The following is an 18,312-nucleotide window of genomic DNA, read 5'->3' as shown; positions in this document are numbered from 1 at the left end:
AGTTCGTGAACCTTTGAATCCAGATTGTTACTTGAGGTTTGCTTGAGCTTCCATTGTCGGGTTCACGGTTTTCCTGGTCGACACCCGGGGCTGCTGCCCTGAAACAGCCGTGTCACACTCATCCCATGCGCGTGTATCTCGGCTCCGACCATGCGGGCTTCGAACTCAAGAACCACCTCGTCGACTGGCTGAGGGCGGCCGGTCACGATCCGGTCGACTGCGGCCCCCACATCTACGACGCCCAGGACGACTACCCGCCGTTCTGCCTCCGCGCCGCCGAGCGCACGGCTGCCGACCCCGACGCCCTCGGCATCGTGATCGGCGGCTCCGGCAACGGCGAGCAGATCGCGGCGAACAAGGTCAAGGGTGTTCGAGCGTCCCTCGCCTGGAGCGAGGAGACCGCGTCGCTGGGCCGTCAGCACAACAACGCCAACGTCGTCGCGGTCGGCGCCCGCATGCACACCACGGAGGAGGCGACGAAGTTCGTCGAGACCTTCCTCGCGACGCCGTTCTCGGGCGACGAGCGCCACCAGCGCCGCATCGACATGCTGTCCGACTACGAGACGACGGGCGACCTGCCCCCGATCCCGGCCCACCATCCTCAGCAGTAGTAGTCGGCCGCGGGCCGGTGGGGGCTGGTCGCGCAGTTCCCCGCGCCCCTGCGTGGGTCACCTGCGCGAAATCCAGCCCCTCCGGCGTTTGAGGAGCGGGGGTCCGGGGGCGGAGCCCCTGGAGGACGGGACGGGTAGGGGCGGCGGGGGCGAAACACCCATGGCCCGCCCCACCTGCAGCCGAAGAAGGAGCCACCGTGCCTGAGGGGCACACCATCCACCGCCTGGCACAGGACCACGCCGAAGCCTTCGCCGGCACGAAACCCCGCGTCACCAGCCCCCAGGGCAAGTTCTCGGACGCCGCCGCCCTCCTCACCGGCTCCGAACTCACCCACACCGAGGCCCACGGCAAACACCTCTTCCTCGGCTTCCGCGACACCGACTGGGTCCACATCCACCTCGGCCTCTTCGGCAAGGTCACCTTCGGCGCGACGCCCGCGCCCCCGCCCACCGACACGGTCCGCCTCCGCCTCGCGAACACCACGGCGTACGTCGACCTCCGCGGCCCCACGACCTGCGCCCTGATCACCCCCACCGAGAAACAGTCGATACACGACCGTCTCGGCCCGGACCCCCTCCGCGAGGACGCCGACCCGCGGACCGCGTACCAGCGGATCTCCCGCAGCCGTACGACGATCGCGGCCCTCCTGATGGACCAGAAGGTCATCGCGGGCGTAGGCAATGTCTACCGGGCGGAGGTCCTCTTCCGGCACCGCGTCGACCCCTACCGCGCGGGCAAGGACATCACGCCCGCCGAGTGGGACGCGATCTGGCGAGACCTCGTCGAGCTCATGCGGGAGGGCGTACGGAACAACCGCATCGACACCGTCCGCCCGGAGCACACCCCGGAGGCGATGGGCCGCCCGCCCCGCGTCGACGACCACGGCGGCGAGGTCTACGTGTACCGCAGGGCCAACCTGCCCTGTCACATCTGTGGCGGCGAGATCCGCACCGCCGATCTCGCCGCCCGCAACCTCTTCTGGTGCCCGACCTGCCAGAAACCCTGAAGGCGGGACTCTGACGGCGAGACCCTGAAGGCAGGGCCGCCCTAGAACCCGTGCGGCAGCCAGGGCGCCACCGCCGACCCGAACCCCACCGCCGCCTCGGCCAGCGCCCCCTGCCGTATCTCCCGCACCAGCCCGGCCCCCGCCAGCGAGGCGAGGCTCACGCCGCCGAGATAGGCCGCCGCCAACTCCCGTACAGACAGGGCGAGATCGGCCGAGTCCGTCGTACGGTCGCACGACGCGCCCTTCGCGTCCCCGCTGAGCCGCCAACGCCCGGAGTTCCAGGGGCAGAAGGAGTCCTCGACCTCCAACACCACGTCCACCGGCGTCTGATACGTCCGCGCCTCCAGCGCGGCCCCGACGTCCACAAGGCGCACATGCAGCGCGTCCCGCACCAGCAGCGAACAGCGCCGGACGTCGGACACGAGGTACTGCCAGGTCTCGTCGACCGGCCGCCGCCGCACGTCGAGCCGCGAGGTGAGGTCGAGGTCGAACAGGAACCGCCACAGCGCGCCGTGCGTGGCCGGATCCAGCGCCTCCAGGTCGGAGACCACCACCGTGCCTTTGGGCCCGGCAGCCTCCCAGTCCGCCTTGACCCGGTACCGCACGAACCCGACGACCTCCCCGTCCCGCTCCGCGACCACGCACTGCAGCGGTGAGGCACCGTCCCGGTCGCTCTCCGGGTCGAGCAGCCACAGCCGCTCCCAGCCGGGGACCCGGGCGATCATCCCGGGCCGCCGCGGCACGAGCCGGGCGTACACCGCCTCGCACGCGTCGAGCACGTCGGCGGGCGCCGCGTACCGCAGCCGTACGTCGTCGGCGCCGGGCGGAAGGGACAGCCGTACCCGGGTCGTGTCGATGTCGGCGTTGAGGTGGTAGGTGCCGACGCCGTACCCGAACCGGCCGTAGATCACCGGCTCGGAGGCCGTGAGCACGGCCAGCGGCTCGCCCCAGGACCGCACGTCGTCCAGCTGGCGGCGCATCATCGAGGTCAGCACCCCGCGCCGCCGGTGCGTGCCCGCCACACCGACCATGGTGACGCCGGCGGCGGCCACGGAGGCACCGCCCGGCACGGTCATCCGGAAGGCGAACGCCCCCGCCGTGCCCACACACCGCTCGCCGTCCCAGGCGCCGATGGAGCGGTCGTGCTCGGTGAGCTCACGCCACAGCTCCCGCTCCTCGGCCGACTCCGGGACCCCGCCGAAGGCGCGGATCAGGTTGCCGTACCACTCGTCCCATTCGTCCCGCCGAAGCACCCGCAAGTCAGTCCCCATGAACCATGCCTACCAGGGCATTGCGGGACGAGCGAGGGATTTTCCCCGGGACCCGTCGCCGGCCGGGCGTGCACGGCCCCACGGAGACTGTGAAGTTGAACCTCGCACGGGGGACAAGTCGTACCTCCTGTGCCAAGCAGGGGGTTCGACGGATAAGGTCCCGAACTAATGGCAGCAGGACGACAGCGGCGCGCGGAAGCCGAGACGTTCACGGCCCGGTTGAGGATGCAGTGGCACCGGGTCCGCGTCGGCCTGCGCAGAAGTGCCGTGGACTACTTCCGCGGCGACGGCTCGGACTGGGTCGCGCTGGCCGGTCTGCTCCTGACCGTCCCGGTGATCGCGGCCATTACTTTGATGAACTCGGTGTGGTGCTCACCGGCCGCGCTGGTCCTGCCGATCGTCGCCGGCGGACTGCTGCTGCGCCCGGCGAGCCTGCTCGGCCTCTACGCGGCGGCGGCGACGGCCCTGATCGTGGAGTCGGTGCGGCTGGGGCCGTACACCGAGGGACCGTCCCGGGTCACCCCGGGCGTGGTCCTGGTCGTGGCCGCCTGTGGTTTCTTCGGCCTGTTGATCGCCCAGTTCCGCAGCCGGGTCGGTGTGCCCTGGCGGCGCGGCGGCACCATGCTGTTCGACCTGCGGGAACGCATCCGCGTACAGAGCAAGCTGCCGCATCTGCCGCAGGGCTGGCACCGGGAGATGGCGCTGCGTCCCGCGGGCGGGCAGTCGTTCTCCGGTGACTTCGTTGTCGCGGCCCGTACCAACGGCGGCCGGACGATGGAGGTCGTCCTGACGGACGTCTCCGGGAAGGGCATGGACGCGGGGTCGCGTGCGCTGCTGCTGTCGGGGGCGTTCGGCGGCCTGCTGGGTTCGCTGCCCCCGCATGCCTTCCTGCCCGCCGCGAACGGCTATCTGCTCCGCCAGGACTGGGACGAGGGTTTCGCGACCTCGATCCACCTGGTCCTCGACCTCGACTCCGGCGACTACGAGCTCTACTCGGCCGGTCATCCGCCGGGACTGCAGCTCAGCGCGGGCAGCGGCCGGTGGGAGGAGAAGGCCGCGGAGGGCCCGCTCCTCGGGGTCTACGACGGCGCCCAGTTCGACCCGGTGAAGGGCTCGCTCCGGCCCGGTGACGTGTTGATGCTCTTCACCGACGGTCTGGTCGAGACGTCGGACCGGGACATAGTGGAGGGCATCGACCGCCTGACGGGCGAGGCCGACCGTTATGTGGCGGGCGGCTTCCACGGTGCCGCGTGGCACCTGATCGAGGCGGTCGCGAAGGACGTCAACGACGACCGCGCGCTGCTGCTGATCTGCCGGGAAGGGCCTACGGCCCAGGCCGTGCCGCGCTGACCAGGGCCCCGGGGTGGGGTTGGTGGGGTTCACTCCCGCCCGCCACCAGCGCGGCGGGCCCTCGGGGACTGGGCACCGTCTGGTGATGACCGTCCCCGGCACGACCATCGTGCCCGGTCTCACCGCGGCCGCCTCCCGGCCCGCGCGGCGCTGCGACGCGACACACTGGAGGAATGACCGACGAGTTGACCCTGGCCGAAGTCGAGACCCTCGCCCGCGCCGCACACGAGGGCCAGACCGACAAGGCGGGACGGCCCTACGCCGAACACCTGCGGGCCGTCGCCGAGGGCGTCCGCGCGCGTGGCGGCGACGACGAGCAGATCGCGGCGGCCTGGCTGCACGACTCCGTCGAGGACGACGCGCTCTCCGCGCACTGGCTCGACCAGGCCGCCCTGAGCCGCCGTACGAAGGACATCGTCCTCGCCGTCACCAAGCGGGCCGGGGAGCCGCCCGAGGCGTACGCCCGGCGCATCCTGGAGACCCCGGGCGCGCTGCTGGTGAAGGAGGCCGACCTGGCGCACAACGCGAACCCGGCGCGCCTGGCGGTCCTGGACGAGCCGACGCGGAAACGACTGACCGAGAAGTACGCGAGGATGCGCGCGCTTCTCGGTCTGAGCCGGGGGTCCGGCTAGGCGTCGACCTTCTCGCGAGGAGCCGCCGCCCGTTCGCGAACCGGGGCCACGTCGGTGGCGTCCTTCTTGAACGCCCAGTTCATGTCGGGCTCCATCGCGAACCGGAAGACCCGGCGCACCGGCGAGGTGCACAGCAGGGTGACGGCGATCGCGGCCACGGCGCTCACGAAGAGCTCGCCGAGCGGCCGGTGCAGCCAGGCGTGGTCGAACCAGCCCGCGAAACCCGCGCCCTTGATCAGGAAGCCGTGCAGCAGATAGCCGTACAGCGTGCCCGCGCCGAGCGCGGTGAACCACATCCGCCGGCCCGGCACCCAGGCGAAGAAACAGGCCGTCAGCAGCAGCGAACTGCCGAACATGGCCAGCACCATGACCGGTCCCGTCCACCAGGGCGCGCCCATCTCCTGGACGGCGTTGCGGTGGTAGAACCACTCGGTGTTCATCCGCGGCACCGCCCACCAGCCGACGGCGAGGGCGGCCGCGAACACCGGCACCGCCGCGATCCGCATCGAACGGCGCCGCACCATACGGAAGTGCTCGGGCTTCATGACCAGGCCCAGCACGAAGTACGGCAGGAACTGCAGCACCCTCTGGAGGTCCAGGTCGTCGCCGATGTCCGGGGTCACGGACGCCAGCATCGCGATGCCGAGGGCGAGCGGCAGCGGCCACCGCACCAGCTTCCAGATCGGCGTGGTCAGCCGCCAGATGAACAGCGCCACCAGGAACCAGGTCAGGAACCACGGGTCCAGGAGGCTGATGTCCATGCCCGGATCGTGGTCGGCGTAGCGCTTGAAGAGGGAGTACGCCGTCTCGAAGAGGACGTACGGCACGGCGACGCCGGTGATCAGCCGCCGCAGCCGGTCCGGGCGCATGTCGAAACTGCGGGAGAAGAAGCCGGAGATGAGGATGAACGCCGGCATGTGGAACGAGTACACGACCGTGTACACGCCCTCCAGGATCCGGCTGTCGCCCTTGAGCGGCTCCCAGGAGTGCGCGACGGCCACCAGGACGATCGCCAGGTACTTGGCGTTGTCGAAGAAGGCGTCGCGCTGCTTGGCGGGCGGCGGGTCCTGCGGCGAGCGCGGACGGGGGACTGCGTCGGCGGCGGCTGGAAACATCTGAGGCACCCTAGCCTCGGCTGTGTGTTTCCGTAAAACCGGTCGTCTCGTGGCCGGTTGTTCACTTCTGAGTCGACTTCAACAGGCGTGAATTGTCAGGATTCATCCACCTGAAATGCCGCATAACGATGGTCTTCGCAGGTCTGTGTCGACCATTCGAATTCCCTGCGAACGGGATGTGCGGACGCGGTGGGTGAACACCGAAAGGAACCGGCCAGGGGGTGCGAAGCGTGTATCGACATGCCCAAACGTTGCCTCAGCGGCCGCATATGCGGGCCGCGTTGGTGGCACGATGGTTCTGGCGGGGGTCGCGGGGTCGCGTCCCCGGGCCGGGAGAGCGGGACCGACCGAGGGTGTGATGAGTTGTGGCCATTTCGCTGTCAGTGGTGCTGCTGTTGGGGATCATCCTGGTGGTGTTGATGCGGGGAGGATCCATCAAGGCCGGCCCCGCCATAGTCGCGGTGCTCTTCGGCTTCTTCCTCGCCTCGACCGGCATGGCCGACGACATCCAACGCTTCCTGGACTCGATAGCGGACACCATCAACTCGATCCAGTTCTAGCCAGGACCCTGATGACGGCTACTCTTCCAGCGTGACCGATGAGAAGGACACCGGGACCGGCTCGATCCGGCACGGGGCGCCGGACCTGGTGCGGTCCACCGTGTTGATGCAACTCGTCGGCCTCGCCTCCTGCGGGGTTGTCGCCCTGGTGGCGTGGCCATTCGGATGGCTACCCGATTCCCAGTTCATCGCGCTCATGACCGCCCTGTTCGCGGCGAAGCCTGCGGGTGATCTGTACCGCGAAGGGCCACCGCGTCGGCTCGCTGCCGCCGGCGCTCTGCTCGCGTTGACGACGGTGGGGTTGCTCGTTGCTGCAACAGCGGACTGGGCCTTTCCGGTGGTGGCTGATCACAACCTCGGTTTGTTCACGGGCTTCCTTGTCGGGACACCCGTTGGCGCGGCCGTGTTCGCTTGGTTCCACAACGGGGCGAACGTTGCCTGATGCGGGACCAGGGCGCACCTAGTCCGGGACGCACATCATGCGATGTGCCGGCACGACAGGCTCGCTGGGCAGTGGATCGACTCCCCGGACCCGCACGGCCACGATGTCGGTGGTGAGGCGGGATGGATCCGGGAGCCTCGTCAAACGCCACCTGAAGGGCTCTGGTACGTCTTTGGCGGGGAGTTCCACTGCGGCGAGGCTGACCCAACGGTCGTAGTTGGTCGGGTATATGCGGACCAACGCCCCGCACTTGGGGCAAACAGGTGGCTCGATCCATGACACGTTGTCGGGGTCGGGCTCCGGCCTCGGTGCGGCTGTAGCTCCATCGGCTTCGGCCATCTCGTTGGCGAAGACGTTCCAGCATGCCTCGCAGAGTCTGCTCATGAGGCTGATCCGCCCGCGGTCGCGCACGGTGGGGCTCGCCTCCCCGCAGCGATGGCACAAGTACCGCTCACGATCCCTTGTCGCCCCCATGTGTTCGAGTGTGAGCGAATCTGACCGGATCCCAATAGGTCGCGATTTGGCCTCATTCGGCGCACCAATCAGACATGCAGAAGGGCCCCTGGAATTCGCCCTGAGCCGGGGCCCTGTCCGCGAGGAACCGCCGCCGCGATCCGGCCCCATCGGGAACACAAAGCGTCGTTGACCTGGTGCACCGGAGTACGACGGCCGCGAGCGGAGCGAGCCCTGGTCTGCGCTGGGGCGAGCTGGTCGGCCTGCACCGCCGCGACATCGATCTCGACCATGGCGCCGTGCGCGTACGCCGGGCGGTCGCCGAACTGAACAACGGGCAGCGCGAGATCAAGCACCCAGGAGTGTGGCGGGCAAGCACACGGTCTCGATCCCGTCCGCGATCGCCCCGGAGATGCGCGGCGCTTGCGACGATGCCGGGATCAAGGGCCTGCACTTCCACGATCTCCGCCACACGGGCAACACGCGCTGATCTACCAACACGCGAGCGCCGACCGTGATCGGCTGATCGGCTGATCGAAAGCCGAAGGGGTACGCGGGGGACACGGGGGACTGATCGGAGCTCCCGGAAACGATCAGGGCCAGGCGGAGGATCGAACCTCTGACCTGGCCCTGATTCGTGTGGAGCGGGCGACGGGAATCGAACCCGCGTAGCTAGTTTGGAAGACTAGGGCTCTACCATTGAGCTACGCCCGCACAGCACGCGCCGCGGTCCGGTGACCGACGGCACGAAAGCATCGTACCGGGTCGTCACCCCTCGTCGCACACCCCTTCCGTCCCGCCCCGACCGCGCGAGTCACCACAGGGTGCACCGGGGCGCGCAGGGGCGCTCTCGCGGAGGTCATGCGCCGCTGGCGACGGGATCGCCGGGCCCGGACACCAGTGCTGAGGAACCGTGTCCGTCGAACGCCCTGAGCGTCCTCGCCCCGGGCCGGGCACGGGCGGTCCCGACCCTGCCGATGCCCGCCCGCGCGGAACGGCCGCCACCGCAATGGACCGCGGAACACCGCGGTCCGCGCCGGCGGCGCTCGCCGCGTGTGTCCCTGCCGGTAGGCGCCTCGCACTTCGTGCGCAGCCTGTCGCCCGAGCCTTGAGCGGGCCGACCCGCGACACGCCGCCGGCGAGGCGTGGCGACCACTCCCGCTCCGATGCCGGTGGGGGGCCCCGGCCTCGCCGTGCGTGTCCGTTCGCGGCGGTGCGCCGCGTGTCTGGGGCGGGGGGCCGGTGCCGGACGTGAGTGGGCCGCCCGGCGTCGGATCGGCCGCGCGGCGCGACACCGCGTGGGCGCCCGAGGCGCGCTGTACGCGTCCGGTTGCATCGGTGCGCGGTGCGTGTCGGGTGTGGTCCGTGTCGGAGTGTGGGCAAGCGCCTTTTGACGGCCCGGGTCGGAGTGTGGGCAGGCGCTTTGGGGCGGCGCGGCCGGGTGGTGGCCGGGCCGGGGCCGGCTGCTTCAGGCTCCCCCGGGGGAGCGGTGCGGGGCGTGGTTCTGCCCGGCGCCGGCGAAATACGGCAACCCCGCTGCCTGCGGGCATGTACCCTACGTGTCGCACCAGACGGGGTGTGGCGCAGCTTGGTAGCGCGTCCGCTTTGGGAGCGGAAGGCCGTGGGTTCAAATCCCGCCACCCCGACCACCTGCGCGATCACCTCGCGCGGCCGTACACAGTGATCGCCTTTGGGGCGTGTCGCCGCTGCCGTTACTATGCAAGCTGCACGCCCGTGTGCCTCATCCTCTGGATCTCCACTGGAAGTCCTCCGGGCGGCGAATCCGCCGGAGCCGCTCTGGCTCCGGCAGAAACCAAGAAGTCAGCCCCCAAGGAGACCGAACCGTGAAGAGCGCCGTGGAGACCCTGAACCCGACTCGGGTTCGGCTCAGCATCGAGGTGCCCTTCGAGGAGCTCAAGGACAGCCTCGACGCGGCGTACAAGAAGATCAACCAGCAGGTCACGGTGAAGGGCTTCCGGAAGGGCAAGATCCCGGCGCGCGTCATCGACCAGCGGTTCGGCCGCGGTGCGGTGCTGGAGGAGGCCGTCAACGACGCGCTTCCGAAGTTCTACACCGAGGCGGTCAACGAGGCCGAGATCGACGTCCTCGGCCAGCCCGAGGTCGACATCACCGAGCTGAAGGACGGCGAGACGCTGAACTTCACCGCGGAGGTCGACGTCCGCCCGGCCATCGAGATCCCGGACTACTCCGGCATCGAGGTCGAGGTCGACGCGGTCGAGGTCAGCGACGAGGACGTCGACAAGGCCGTGACCGAGCTGCGTGAGCGCTTCGCCTCGACCTCCCCGGTCGAGCGCGCCGCCGAGGACGGCGACGTCATCACCATCGACCTGGAGGCCAAGGTCGAGGGCGAGGTGCTGGAGGACGGCGTCGCCAGCGGCGTCTCCTACACCATCGGCTCCGGTGAGCTGCTGGACGGCATCGACGACGCCGTGAAGGGCCTGGAGGCCGGTGGCGAGGCCACCTTCACCTCCGAGCTCAAGGGCGGCTCCGCGGCCGGCAAGGAGGCCGAGGTCACCGTCAAGGTCACCCAGGTCGCCGCCCGCGAACTGCCCGAGCTGGACGACGAGTTCGCGCAGCTCGCCTCCGAGTTCGACACCCTCGAAGAGCTCAGGGCGGACAGCCGCAAGCGCCTCGAGAACATGAAGCAGTACGACCAGGCCACCCAGGCCCAGGAGCGCGTCCTGGAGAAGCTCCTGGAGCTCGTCGAGGTGCCCGTCCCCGAGAAGCTGCTCGAGGACGAGATCAACACCCGCAAGCACAACCTGGAGCACCACCAGCTCGGCCAGATGGGCCTCGACCTCGAGAAGTACCTCGAGATCCAGGGCAAGACGGCCGAGGAGTTCGACACCGAGACCAAGGAAGCCGCGGTCAAGGGCATCAAGACCCAGTTCGTGCTGGACGAGCTCGTCAAGCGCGAGAAGCTGAACGTCAACCAGGAGGAGCTCACCGAGCACCTCATGCGCCGTGCCGCCTCCTCCGGCATGTCCCCCGACCAGTTCGCCCAGGCGGTCGTCGAGGGCGGTCAGGTCCCGCTCCTCGTCGGCGAGGTCGCCCGCGGCAAGGCCCTGGCCGTCGTGGTCGAGGCCGCCACGGTCAAGGACACCAACGGCGAGGTCGTCGACCTGGACGACAACGAGGACGAGACGGCCGAGACCGTCGACGCCGCCTCCGAGGACACCCCGGCCGAGGCCGAGGAGAAGACCGAGGGCTGAGCCCACGGCACCTTGCAGGTCGTAGGACGGGCCCCCGGGGACTTGTGTTCCCCGGGGGCCCGTCCCGTCGTACGGGACGGCAGACGTCCCCAGGGGCAACGGCCACCGCGAACCCGCAGCCGCCCACGGACAGGAGGCCCCGCGGCGCTACGCCCCCGGCGAACACCCCGCTTACCGGGATTCTCCGAAGGGACCAGCGCGTTAGGGTCCATAACTACGAGGGCAGGGAAGTCCCCGACTGCCCCAGCCCCGCAGGCAACACGCAGGGAAACGTGAGACGGCCCCGGCGCCGTCGTAAGACGAGCAGGTGGATACGTGACGAATCTGATGCCCTCCGCCGCCGGCGACCCCTCCATCGGTGGTGGCCTCGGCGACCAGGTATACAACCGGCTGCTCGGCGAGCGGATCATCTTCCTCGGCCAGGCGGTCGACGACGACATTGCCAACAAGATCACCGCGCAGCTGCTCCTCCTTGCCGCCGATCCGGACAAGGACATCTACCTCTACATCAACAGCCCCGGCGGCTCGATCACGGCCGGTATGGCGATCTACGACACCATGCAGTTCATCAAGAACGACGTGGTGACCATCGCCATGGGCCTCGCCGCCTCGATGGGCCAGTTCCTGCTCAGCGCGGGCACGCCGGGCAAGCGCTTCGCGCTGCCGAACGCCGAGATCCTGATCCACCAGCCGTCCGCCGGCCTCGCCGGCTCCGCCTCGGACATCAAGATCCACGCCGAGCGGCTGCTGCACACCAAGAAGCGCATGGCCGAGCTCACCTCTCAGCACACCGGCCAGAGCATCGAGCAGATCACCCGTGACTCGGACCGCGACCGCTGGTTCGACGCCCTCGAGGCCAAGGAGTACGGCCTCATCGACGACGTGATTCCCACGGCCGCCGGTATGCCGGGCGGCGGCGGCACCGGGGCCTGAGCCCCGTAGAGCCCCTCAGCCGACCGCCTAAGCCCCTAGGAGACAGACAGTGAACGACTTCCCCGGCAGCGGCCTCTACGCCCGCACCGAGGCCGAGTACACCGGCCCGCGCGCCGAGTCCCGCTATGTGATCCCCCGCTTCGTCGAGCGCACCTCGCAGGGCATCCGCGAGTACGACCCGTACGCGAAGCTCTTCGAGGAGCGCGTGATCTTCCTCGGCGTGCAGATCGACGACGCCTCCGCCAACGACGTCATGGCGCAGCTGCTGTGCCTGGAGTCGATGGACCCCGACCGGGACATCTCCGTCTACATCAACAGCCCCGGTGGCTCCTTCACCGCGCTGACCGCGATCTACGACACGATGCAGTTCGTGAAGCCGGACATCCAGACGGTCTGCATGGGTCAGGCGGCCTCCGCCGCCGCGATCCTGCTGGCCGCCGGTACCCCCGGCAAGCGCATGGCGCTGCCCAACGCGCGCGTGCTGATCCACCAGCCCTACAGCGAGACGGGCCGCGGTCAGGTCTCCGACCTGGAGATCGCCGCCAACGAGATCCTCCGGATGCGCGCGCAGCTGGAAGACCTGCTGGCCAAGCACTCCACCACGCCGATCGAGAAGATCCGTGAGGACATCGAGCGCGACAAGATCCTCACGGCCGACGACGCCCTGGCGTACGGCCTGATCGACCAGATCATCTCCACCCGGAAGATGAACAACGCCGCTGTCCGCTGACGCGGACCCCGTAGGATATGCCGCCCCTTGGCACAGTGCACGTCAAAGTGAACCCTGCCAAGGGGGGCCCGAACGGGGGGCCCGGCAAGGTACCGTCGGACATAAGGCAGCACCAGGAGCCGCTGGACCTAGGCGTCTCCCAGGCGAAGGGGAAGCACACCGTGGCACGCATCGGTGACGGCGGCGATCTGCTCAAGTGCTCGTTCTGCGGCAAGAGCCAGAAGCAGGTCAAGAAGCTCATCGCAGGGCCTGGTGTGTACATCTGCGACGAGTGCATCGACCTCTGCAACGAGATCATCGAGGAGGAACTCGCCGAGACGAGCGAGGTGCGCTGGGAGGAACTCCCCAAGCCCCGCGAGATCTACGAGTTCCTGGAGGGCTACGTGGTGGGCCAGGAGTCGGCCAAGAAGGCCCTCTCCGTGGCGGTGTACAACCACTACAAGCGCGTCCAGGCCGGCGAGAACGGCGGCGGCAGCAGCCGTGACGACGCGATCGAGTTGGCGAAGTCCAACATCCTCCTGCTGGGCCCCACGGGCTCCGGCAAGACACTCCTCGCGCAGACGCTGGCCCGCATGCTGAACGTCCCGTTCGCGATCGCGGACGCGACGGCGCTCACCGAGGCGGGATACGTCGGTGAGGACGTCGAGAACATCCTGCTGAAGCTGATCCAGGCGGCCGACTACGACGTCAAGAAGGCCGAGACCGGGATCATCTACATCGACGAGATCGACAAGGTCGCGCGGAAGAGTGAAAACCCGTCGATCACGCGGGACGTGAGCGGCGAGGGCGTGCAGCAGGCGCTCCTGAAGATCCTCGAGGGCACCACGGCCTCGGTGCCGCCGCAGGGCGGACGCAAGCACCCGCACCAGGAGTTCATCCAGATCGACACGACGAACGTCCTGTTCATCGTGGGCGGTGCCTTCGCGGGCCTGGAGAAGCTCATCGAGTCCCGGGCGGGCGCCAAGGGCATCGGCTTCGGCGCGACGATCCGCTCCAAGCGCGAGCTGGAGGCCAAGGACCAGTTCGAGGACGTCATGCCCGAGGACCTGGTCAAGTTCGGCATGATCCCCGAGTTCATCGGCCGTCTCCCGGTCATCACGAGCGTGCACAACCTGGACCGGGAAGCCCTCCTCCAGATCCTGGTCGAGCCCCGCAACGCGCTCGTCAAGCAGTACCAGCGCCTCTTCGAACTCGACGGCGTGGAGCTGGACTTCGAGCGCGAGGCCCTGGAAGCCATCGCCGACCAGGCCATCCTCCGCCAGACCGGCGCGCGCGGCCTGCGCGCCATCATGGAAGAGGTCCTCCAGGGCGTCATGTACGAGATCCCGTCCCGCAAGGACGTGGCCCGCGTCGTCATCACGGCGGACGTCGTCCACTCCAACGTCAACCCGACGCTGATCCCGAGGGACGCGCGCGGTCGGGGTCCGGGCGAGCAGAAGACGGCGTAGCGGCTCTCCCAGATTTCCAAGTGCCCGGCGCCTGAGGAGGTGCCGGGCACTTCCCCGTGGCTTTTGGCCAACCACCACGTAAACAGGTCAGGTTCATGCCAAGCGCTTGCAGAGAGCCTTGCGTGCTTGATCAACTCAGTCCGACCGTCACCGGTTGCCAGCTTGGCGGTTCCGGTGGAATGAAATCGGGAGGATCTACATGAAACTACTAAAGGCTAAGAGGCTCCTGGCTGCGGCAAGTGTGGTAGCCGCGGCTGGAATTGTGCCCGTTGCGACGGCTGCTCCGGCGAGTGCAGACCAGACTGACTGCATGACCTTCTTGAAGAACCGGGGCTACATAGTCGGTATCAAAGTGCGGAGGGCCTGCAACATCGAGCATCTCCCTGTGGGACCGAACCCCGTCTGCCTAAGCGATCTTGTCGTCATTGGTGTCACTTCGGAAGACGCGTTTGATGCTTGCAGGTTTGCCTAAGCGCTGAGCTGCTGAGGCGGCGAGGCGTCTCGCACGATGCGGTGCCTCGCCGCCGATCGGTGGCTGCGCGGGTCAGGCCTTGACGCGAACTTCCTTGCGGAGCTTGGCCGTCATGTCGGCCGCGCCCGAAAGGTCCGCCGTCTTCCCGGCCATGGCGTCCGCCATGTCGATCGGGATGACCACACCCAGCGTGCTGTGGTCGCCCCAGATGCACACCGGCATGCTGATCGAGCTCGGACCTGAGCCGGAGCTGTCGGAGACCTTCGTCTCCTGGCACTTGAGGACCGCGCCGTCGAGGCCGGCTGGCGTGTACGCCTTCGGGCTGCCGACGGCCTCCCCCTCGGAGTCCTTCCCGGCGCTCTTCTTCATCTCGCCGAACATGGCGTCGACGACCTTCTCGGGGTCGTCGATGTCGCCGTACACGCCCATGAAGTTGACCATCTTCATGGCGAGGTAATTGGTCGCGTCGCCGGACTGGTAGGTGGCGCTCACGTCCTTGGCGTTCTTTACGCCGTACTTCTCGGCGTCCTTGACGTCGTCCGCGCTGAAGCCGTCGCCGTCGGCGCTCGCGGACTTCTTGTAGTCCGTGAGGACGGTCGCCGGCGTCGCCAGCTTGTGCGCCCCGTCGTCCGTGATGCCCGAACCGCCGTTGCCGCCCCCGCCGATCACGAGGTACGCCCCCACCGCGATAGCGGCCACGACCGCCACCGCGCCGATGATGATGCCGATCTTCTTGCCGTTGCCGCCGCCCGGCGCCGGGGGCTGCGGGACGCCGTAGGGGGCCTGGCCGTACGGCGGCTGCTGGCCGTACGGGGCTTGCTGACCGTAGGGAGCCTGCGGCTGGCCGTACGGCGGGGTCTGCGGAGGGACACCCCCCTGCTGCGGCTGGCCGTACGGCGGAGTCTGCGGCGGCACCCCGCCCTGCTGCGGATAGCCGTAACCCGGCTGCTGCGCGGGCTGCTGGGGCGGCGGGGGCTGCTGAGGGTAGCCGTAGCCGGGCTGGGGCTGGCCCTGCGGAGCCTGCGGCGGCTGGCCGTAGGGGCCCGGCTGGCCGTACGGCCCGGGCTGCTGCGGCTGACCGGGCTGCTGAGGCTGCCCGTACGGGCCCGGCTGGTTGTGACTCATCTCTGGGTTCCCCTCCAGATGCTTATGTGTTCCCGACATCCTGGCTCAGGCGCAGGCGGCACACGGCATCGGGGGCCCCACCGTTACAGAGCAAACACGTTTCGGGACACGCCCGGGACACCCCTAAACTGGGCCCGTGACCGAGAACGCTCAGCAGCAGCCCACAGCGCCCATCACCGAACTGCCGACCCAGTACACGCCGGCCGAGGTAGAGAGGACGCTGTACGAGCGCTGGGTGGAGAAGGGTTACTTCACCGCCGACGCGAAGAGCGACAAGCCCCCGTACACCATCGTCATCCCGCCGCCGAACGTCACAGGCTCGCTCCACCTGGGCCACGCCTTCCAGCACACGCTCATGGACGCCCTGACGCGCCGCAAGCGCATGCAGGGCTACGAGGCCCTGTGGCTGCCGGGCATGGACCACGCCGGTATCGCCACCCAGAACAAGGTCGAGCAGCAGCTCGCCGAGGAGGGCAAGTCCCGACACGACCTGGGCCGCGAGGAGTTCGTCGAGCGCGTCTGGCAGTGGAAGGAGGAGTACGGCGGCCGGATCCTCGGCCAGATGCGGCGCCTCGGTGACGGCGTCGACTGGAGCCGCGAGCGCTTCACGATGGACGAGGGCCTCTCCAAGGCCGTCCTGACCATCTTCAAGCGGCTCTACGAGGACGAGCTGATCTACCGCGCCGAGCGCATCATCAACTGGTGCCCGCGCTGTCTGACGGCCATCTCCGACATCGAGGTGGAATACCAGGACGACGCGGGCGAGTTGGTCTCCATCCGCTACGGCGAGGGCGAGGACAGCCTCGTCGTCGCGACCACGCGCGCGGAGACGATGCTCGGTGACACGGCCGTCGCCGTCCACCCCGACGACGAGCGGTACCAGCACCTCATCGGCAAGCAGATCAAGCTCCCGCTCACCGACCGCACCATCCCGGTCGTCGCCGACACCCACGTCGACCCCGAGTTCGGCACGGGCGCCGTCAAGGTGACCCCGGCGCACGACCCGAACGACTTCGAGATCGGCCGCCGTCACGACCTGCCGTCCCTGACGATCATGGACGAGCACGGCATCATCACCGTCCACGGCCCCTTCCTCGGACAGGACCGCTTCGAGGCCCGCTCGGCCGTCGTCGGCGCCCTCAAGGAGCAGGGCCGCATCGTCGCCGAGAAGCGCCCCTACATGCACTCCGTCGGCCACTGCTCGCGCTGCAAGACCACGGTCGAGCCGCGCCTGTCCCTGCAGTGGTGGGTCAAGGTCGGCCCGCTCGCCAAGGCGGCCGGCGACGCGGTCCGCGACGGCCGCGTCAAGATCCACCCCGAGGACATGTCGAAGCGCTACTTCGACTGGGTCGACAACATGCACGACTGGTGCATCTCGCGCCAGCTGTGGTGGGGCCACCGCATCCCGATCTGGTACGGCCCCGACGGCGAGGTCGTCTGCGTCGGCCCCGACGACGAGCCGCCCACCGGCGAGGGCTGGACCCAGGACTCCGACGTCCTGGACACCTGGTTCTCCTCCGGCCTGTGGCCGTTCTCCACGCTCGGCTGGCCCGAACAGACCGAGGACCTGCGGAAGTTCTATCCGACCGACGTCCTGCTCACCGGCCACGACATCATCTTCTTCTGGGTCGCCCGGATGATGATGTTCGGCCTCTACGCCATGGACGGCCAGGTCCCCTTCCACACCATCGCGCTGACCGGCCTGGTCCGCGACGAGTTCGGCAAGAAGATGTCGAAGTCGAACCCCAACGCGGTGGACCCGCTGGTCTGGATGGACGCCTACGGCTCGGACGCCGTGCGCTTCACCCTCGCCAACGGCGCCAACCCGGGCGCGGACGTCCCGATCGGCGAGGACTGGGTCAAGGCCTCCCGCAACTTCACCAACAAGATCTGGAACGCCACCCGCTTCGCCCTCATGAACGGCGCCACGGTCGAGGGCCCGCTGCCGGACGCCTCCGAGATGTCGGCGGCGGACCGCTGGATCCTCTCCCGCCTCAACACCACGGTCGCCCAGGTCGACGCGTACTACGACGACTACCAGTTCGCCAAACTCGCCGACGCCCTCTACCACTTCGCGTGGGACGAGGTCTTCGACTGGTACGTCGAGCTGTCGAAGACGACGTTCTTCGCGGGCGGCGAGCAGGCCAGGGTCTCCGGGCGGGTCCTCGGCGAGGTTCTCGACGTGACGCTGCGGCTGCTGCACCCGGTCATCCCGTTCGTCACCGACGCGCTGTGGACCACGCTCACCGGTGGCGAGTCCCTGGTCATCGGCGAGTGGCCGGCCGACAGCGGCTTCCGCGACAAGGACGCCGAGCTCGAGATCGCGCTGGTCCAGCGGGTCGTCACCGAGGTCCGGCGGTTCCGCAAGGACCAGGGCCTGAAGGACGGCCAGAAGGTCCCCGCCCGTCTGGAGCTCGACGGCACCGCCCTCGCGCCCCACGAGGCCGCCATCCGTCAGCTCCTGCGCCTCCAGCCGGAGGGCGAGACCTTCGCGGCCACGGCGACCCTCCCGGTGGCCGGGGCCACGGTCGCCCTCGACCTCTCGGGCACGATCGACGTGGCGGCGGAACGCAAGCGCCTCGCGAAGGACCTGGCGGCGGCCGAGAAGGAGAAGGCCCAGGCGAACGCCAAGCTGGGCAACGAAGCCTTCCTCGCGAAGGCTCCGGACAACGTGGTGGACAAGATCCGCGGCCGCCTGACCAAGGCGGACGAGGACATCGCGAGGATCAAGGCCCAGCTGGACGGTCTGCCTCAGGCGTAAGGCTTCATGGGGCCCGGGGTCTTCTGGACTCCGGGCCCTGCGCCTACCCAGGGGCGCGGGGCTGTAGCGATATGCGGCTCCGCCGCGGGGGCGCGACCAGCCCCCACACACCCGCAGCCGCCCCCGAAGCTCAGCCACCCCACTCCGTAGGCACTCTGTCAGTCGGCCT

Annotated in this window: 16 protein-coding genes and 2 tRNA genes; 13 read left to right on the top strand and 5 right to left on the bottom strand. The window is 69.0% G+C overall.

Going from position 1 to position 18,312, the window contains the following annotated elements:
- The first annotated feature begins 125 nt into the window (after nt 1-125).
- Both ACIBJB_RS04500 and ACIBJB_RS04495 read left to right on the top strand, forming a co-directional pair.
- Entirely contained in the window at nt 126-611 is a 486-nt protein-coding gene (locus ACIBJB_RS04500; protein ID WP_398926365.1) for a ribose-5-phosphate isomerase, read from the top strand.
- 197 nt (nt 612-808) lie between these two features.
- Entirely contained in the window at nt 809-1,618 is an 810-nt protein-coding gene (locus ACIBJB_RS04495; protein WP_398926363.1) for an Fpg/Nei family DNA glycosylase, read from the top strand.
- Between the two features lie 41 nt (nt 1,619-1,659).
- On the opposite strand, the gene ACIBJB_RS04490 is transcribed toward ACIBJB_RS04495, so the two are convergent.
- On the bottom strand, nt 1,660-2,889 hold the full coding sequence (locus tag ACIBJB_RS04490; RefSeq protein ID WP_398926361.1) for a GNAT family N-acetyltransferase: 1,230 nt from the start codon (nt 2,887-2,889) through the stop codon (nt 1,660-1,662).
- Nucleotides 2,890-3,057: 168 nt separating this feature from the next.
- Between ACIBJB_RS04490 and ACIBJB_RS04485 the strand changes: the two genes are divergently transcribed.
- Both ACIBJB_RS04485 and ACIBJB_RS04480 read left to right on the top strand, forming a co-directional pair.
- Nucleotides 3,058-4,239, top strand: coding sequence for a PP2C family protein-serine/threonine phosphatase (locus ACIBJB_RS04485; RefSeq protein WP_398926359.1), 1,182 nt, complete (start codon nt 3,058-3,060; stop codon nt 4,237-4,239).
- A gap of 173 nt (nt 4,240-4,412) precedes the next feature.
- Entirely contained in the window at nt 4,413-4,871 is a 459-nt protein-coding gene (locus ACIBJB_RS04480; protein WP_398926357.1) for an HD domain-containing protein, read from the top strand.
- Here ACIBJB_RS04480 and ACIBJB_RS04475 read toward each other — a convergent pair.
- Nucleotides 4,868-5,986 (bottom strand): acyltransferase family protein, encoded by a 1,119-nt coding sequence (locus ACIBJB_RS04475; protein WP_398926355.1) that lies wholly within the window; start codon nt 5,984-5,986, stop codon nt 4,868-4,870. The genes ACIBJB_RS04480 and ACIBJB_RS04475 overlap by 4 nt on opposite strands.
- A 365-nt stretch (nt 5,987-6,351) precedes the next feature.
- Here ACIBJB_RS04475 and ACIBJB_RS04470 point away from each other — a divergent pair, with 365 nt between their 5' ends.
- Both ACIBJB_RS04470 and ACIBJB_RS04465 read left to right on the top strand, forming a co-directional pair.
- Nucleotides 6,352-6,546, top strand: a complete 195-nt coding sequence (locus tag ACIBJB_RS04470) for a hypothetical protein (RefSeq protein ID WP_020136157.1) — start codon at nt 6,352-6,354, stop codon at nt 6,544-6,546.
- A gap of 31 nt (nt 6,547-6,577) precedes the next feature.
- A complete protein-coding gene (locus tag ACIBJB_RS04465) occupies nt 6,578-6,988 on the top strand; it encodes a hypothetical protein (RefSeq protein WP_398926353.1) in 411 nt (136 codons plus the stop codon).
- A gap of 18 nt (nt 6,989-7,006) precedes the next feature.
- Here ACIBJB_RS04465 and ACIBJB_RS04460 read toward each other — a convergent pair whose 3' ends face one another.
- Nucleotides 7,007-7,327 carry a DUF6083 domain-containing protein gene (locus tag ACIBJB_RS04460; protein WP_398926842.1) on the bottom strand — a complete coding sequence of 107 codons (321 nt, stop codon included), beginning with the start codon at nt 7,325-7,327 and terminating at the stop codon, nt 7,007-7,009.
- Nucleotides 7,328-7,805: 478 nt separating this feature from the next.
- Between ACIBJB_RS04460 and ACIBJB_RS04455 the strand changes: the two genes are divergently transcribed.
- The gene (locus ACIBJB_RS04455) at nt 7,806-7,931 is read left to right on the top strand and encodes a hypothetical protein (protein WP_398926352.1); all 126 of its coding nucleotides are present in this window, start codon (nt 7,806-7,808) and stop codon (nt 7,929-7,931) included.
- 150 nt (nt 7,932-8,081) lie between these two features.
- Here ACIBJB_RS04455 and ACIBJB_RS04450 read toward each other — a convergent pair.
- Nucleotides 8,082-8,155, bottom strand: a tRNA-Gly gene (locus tag ACIBJB_RS04450).
- 858 nt (nt 8,156-9,013) lie between these two features.
- Here ACIBJB_RS04450 and ACIBJB_RS04445 point away from each other — a divergent pair.
- From ACIBJB_RS04445 to clpX, 5 genes are all read left to right on the top strand, one after another.
- Nucleotides 9,014-9,090, top strand: a tRNA-Pro gene (locus tag ACIBJB_RS04445).
- A 195-nt stretch (nt 9,091-9,285) separates the two neighbouring features.
- Complete coding sequence (tig, locus tag ACIBJB_RS04440) at nt 9,286-10,674, top strand: trigger factor (protein WP_398926350.1); 1,389 nt, start codon at nt 9,286-9,288, stop codon at nt 10,672-10,674.
- A gap of 327 nt (nt 10,675-11,001) precedes the next feature.
- On the top strand, nt 11,002-11,607 hold the full coding sequence (locus ACIBJB_RS04435) for an ATP-dependent Clp protease proteolytic subunit (protein WP_266523715.1): 606 nt from the start codon (nt 11,002-11,004) through the stop codon (nt 11,605-11,607).
- Between the two features lie 49 nt (nt 11,608-11,656).
- Nucleotides 11,657-12,337: an ATP-dependent Clp protease proteolytic subunit gene (locus tag ACIBJB_RS04430; protein WP_020136160.1), complete on the top strand. Its 681-nt coding sequence runs from the start codon at nt 11,657-11,659 to the stop codon at nt 12,335-12,337.
- Nucleotides 12,338-12,498: 161 nt separating this feature from the next.
- Nucleotides 12,499-13,785: an ATP-dependent Clp protease ATP-binding subunit ClpX gene (clpX, locus tag ACIBJB_RS04425; protein WP_007382022.1), complete on the top strand. Its 1,287-nt coding sequence runs from the start codon at nt 12,499-12,501 to the stop codon at nt 13,783-13,785.
- A gap of 544 nt (nt 13,786-14,329) precedes the next feature.
- Here the strand turns inward: clpX and ACIBJB_RS04420 are convergent.
- Nucleotides 14,330-15,382 carry a hypothetical protein gene (locus ACIBJB_RS04420; protein WP_398926348.1) on the bottom strand — a complete coding sequence of 351 codons (1,053 nt, stop codon included), beginning with the start codon at nt 15,380-15,382 and terminating at the stop codon, nt 14,330-14,332.
- A 136-nt stretch (nt 15,383-15,518) separates the two neighbouring features.
- On the opposite strand from ACIBJB_RS04420, the gene ACIBJB_RS04415 reads away from it, so the two are divergent.
- Nucleotides 15,519-18,143, top strand: a complete 2,625-nt coding sequence (locus ACIBJB_RS04415) for a valine--tRNA ligase (RefSeq protein WP_398926346.1) — start codon at nt 15,519-15,521, stop codon at nt 18,141-18,143.
- The last annotated feature ends 169 nt before the right edge of the window (nt 18,144-18,312 follow it).

The organism is Streptomyces sp. NPDC050759, from assembly GCF_044456945.1.
Taxonomy (GTDB): Bacteria; Actinomycetota; Actinomycetes; order Streptomycetales; family Streptomycetaceae; genus Streptomyces.
The sequence above is the reverse complement of the archived record's forward strand: the minus strand, read 5'-3'. Positions and strand labels throughout refer to the sequence as shown.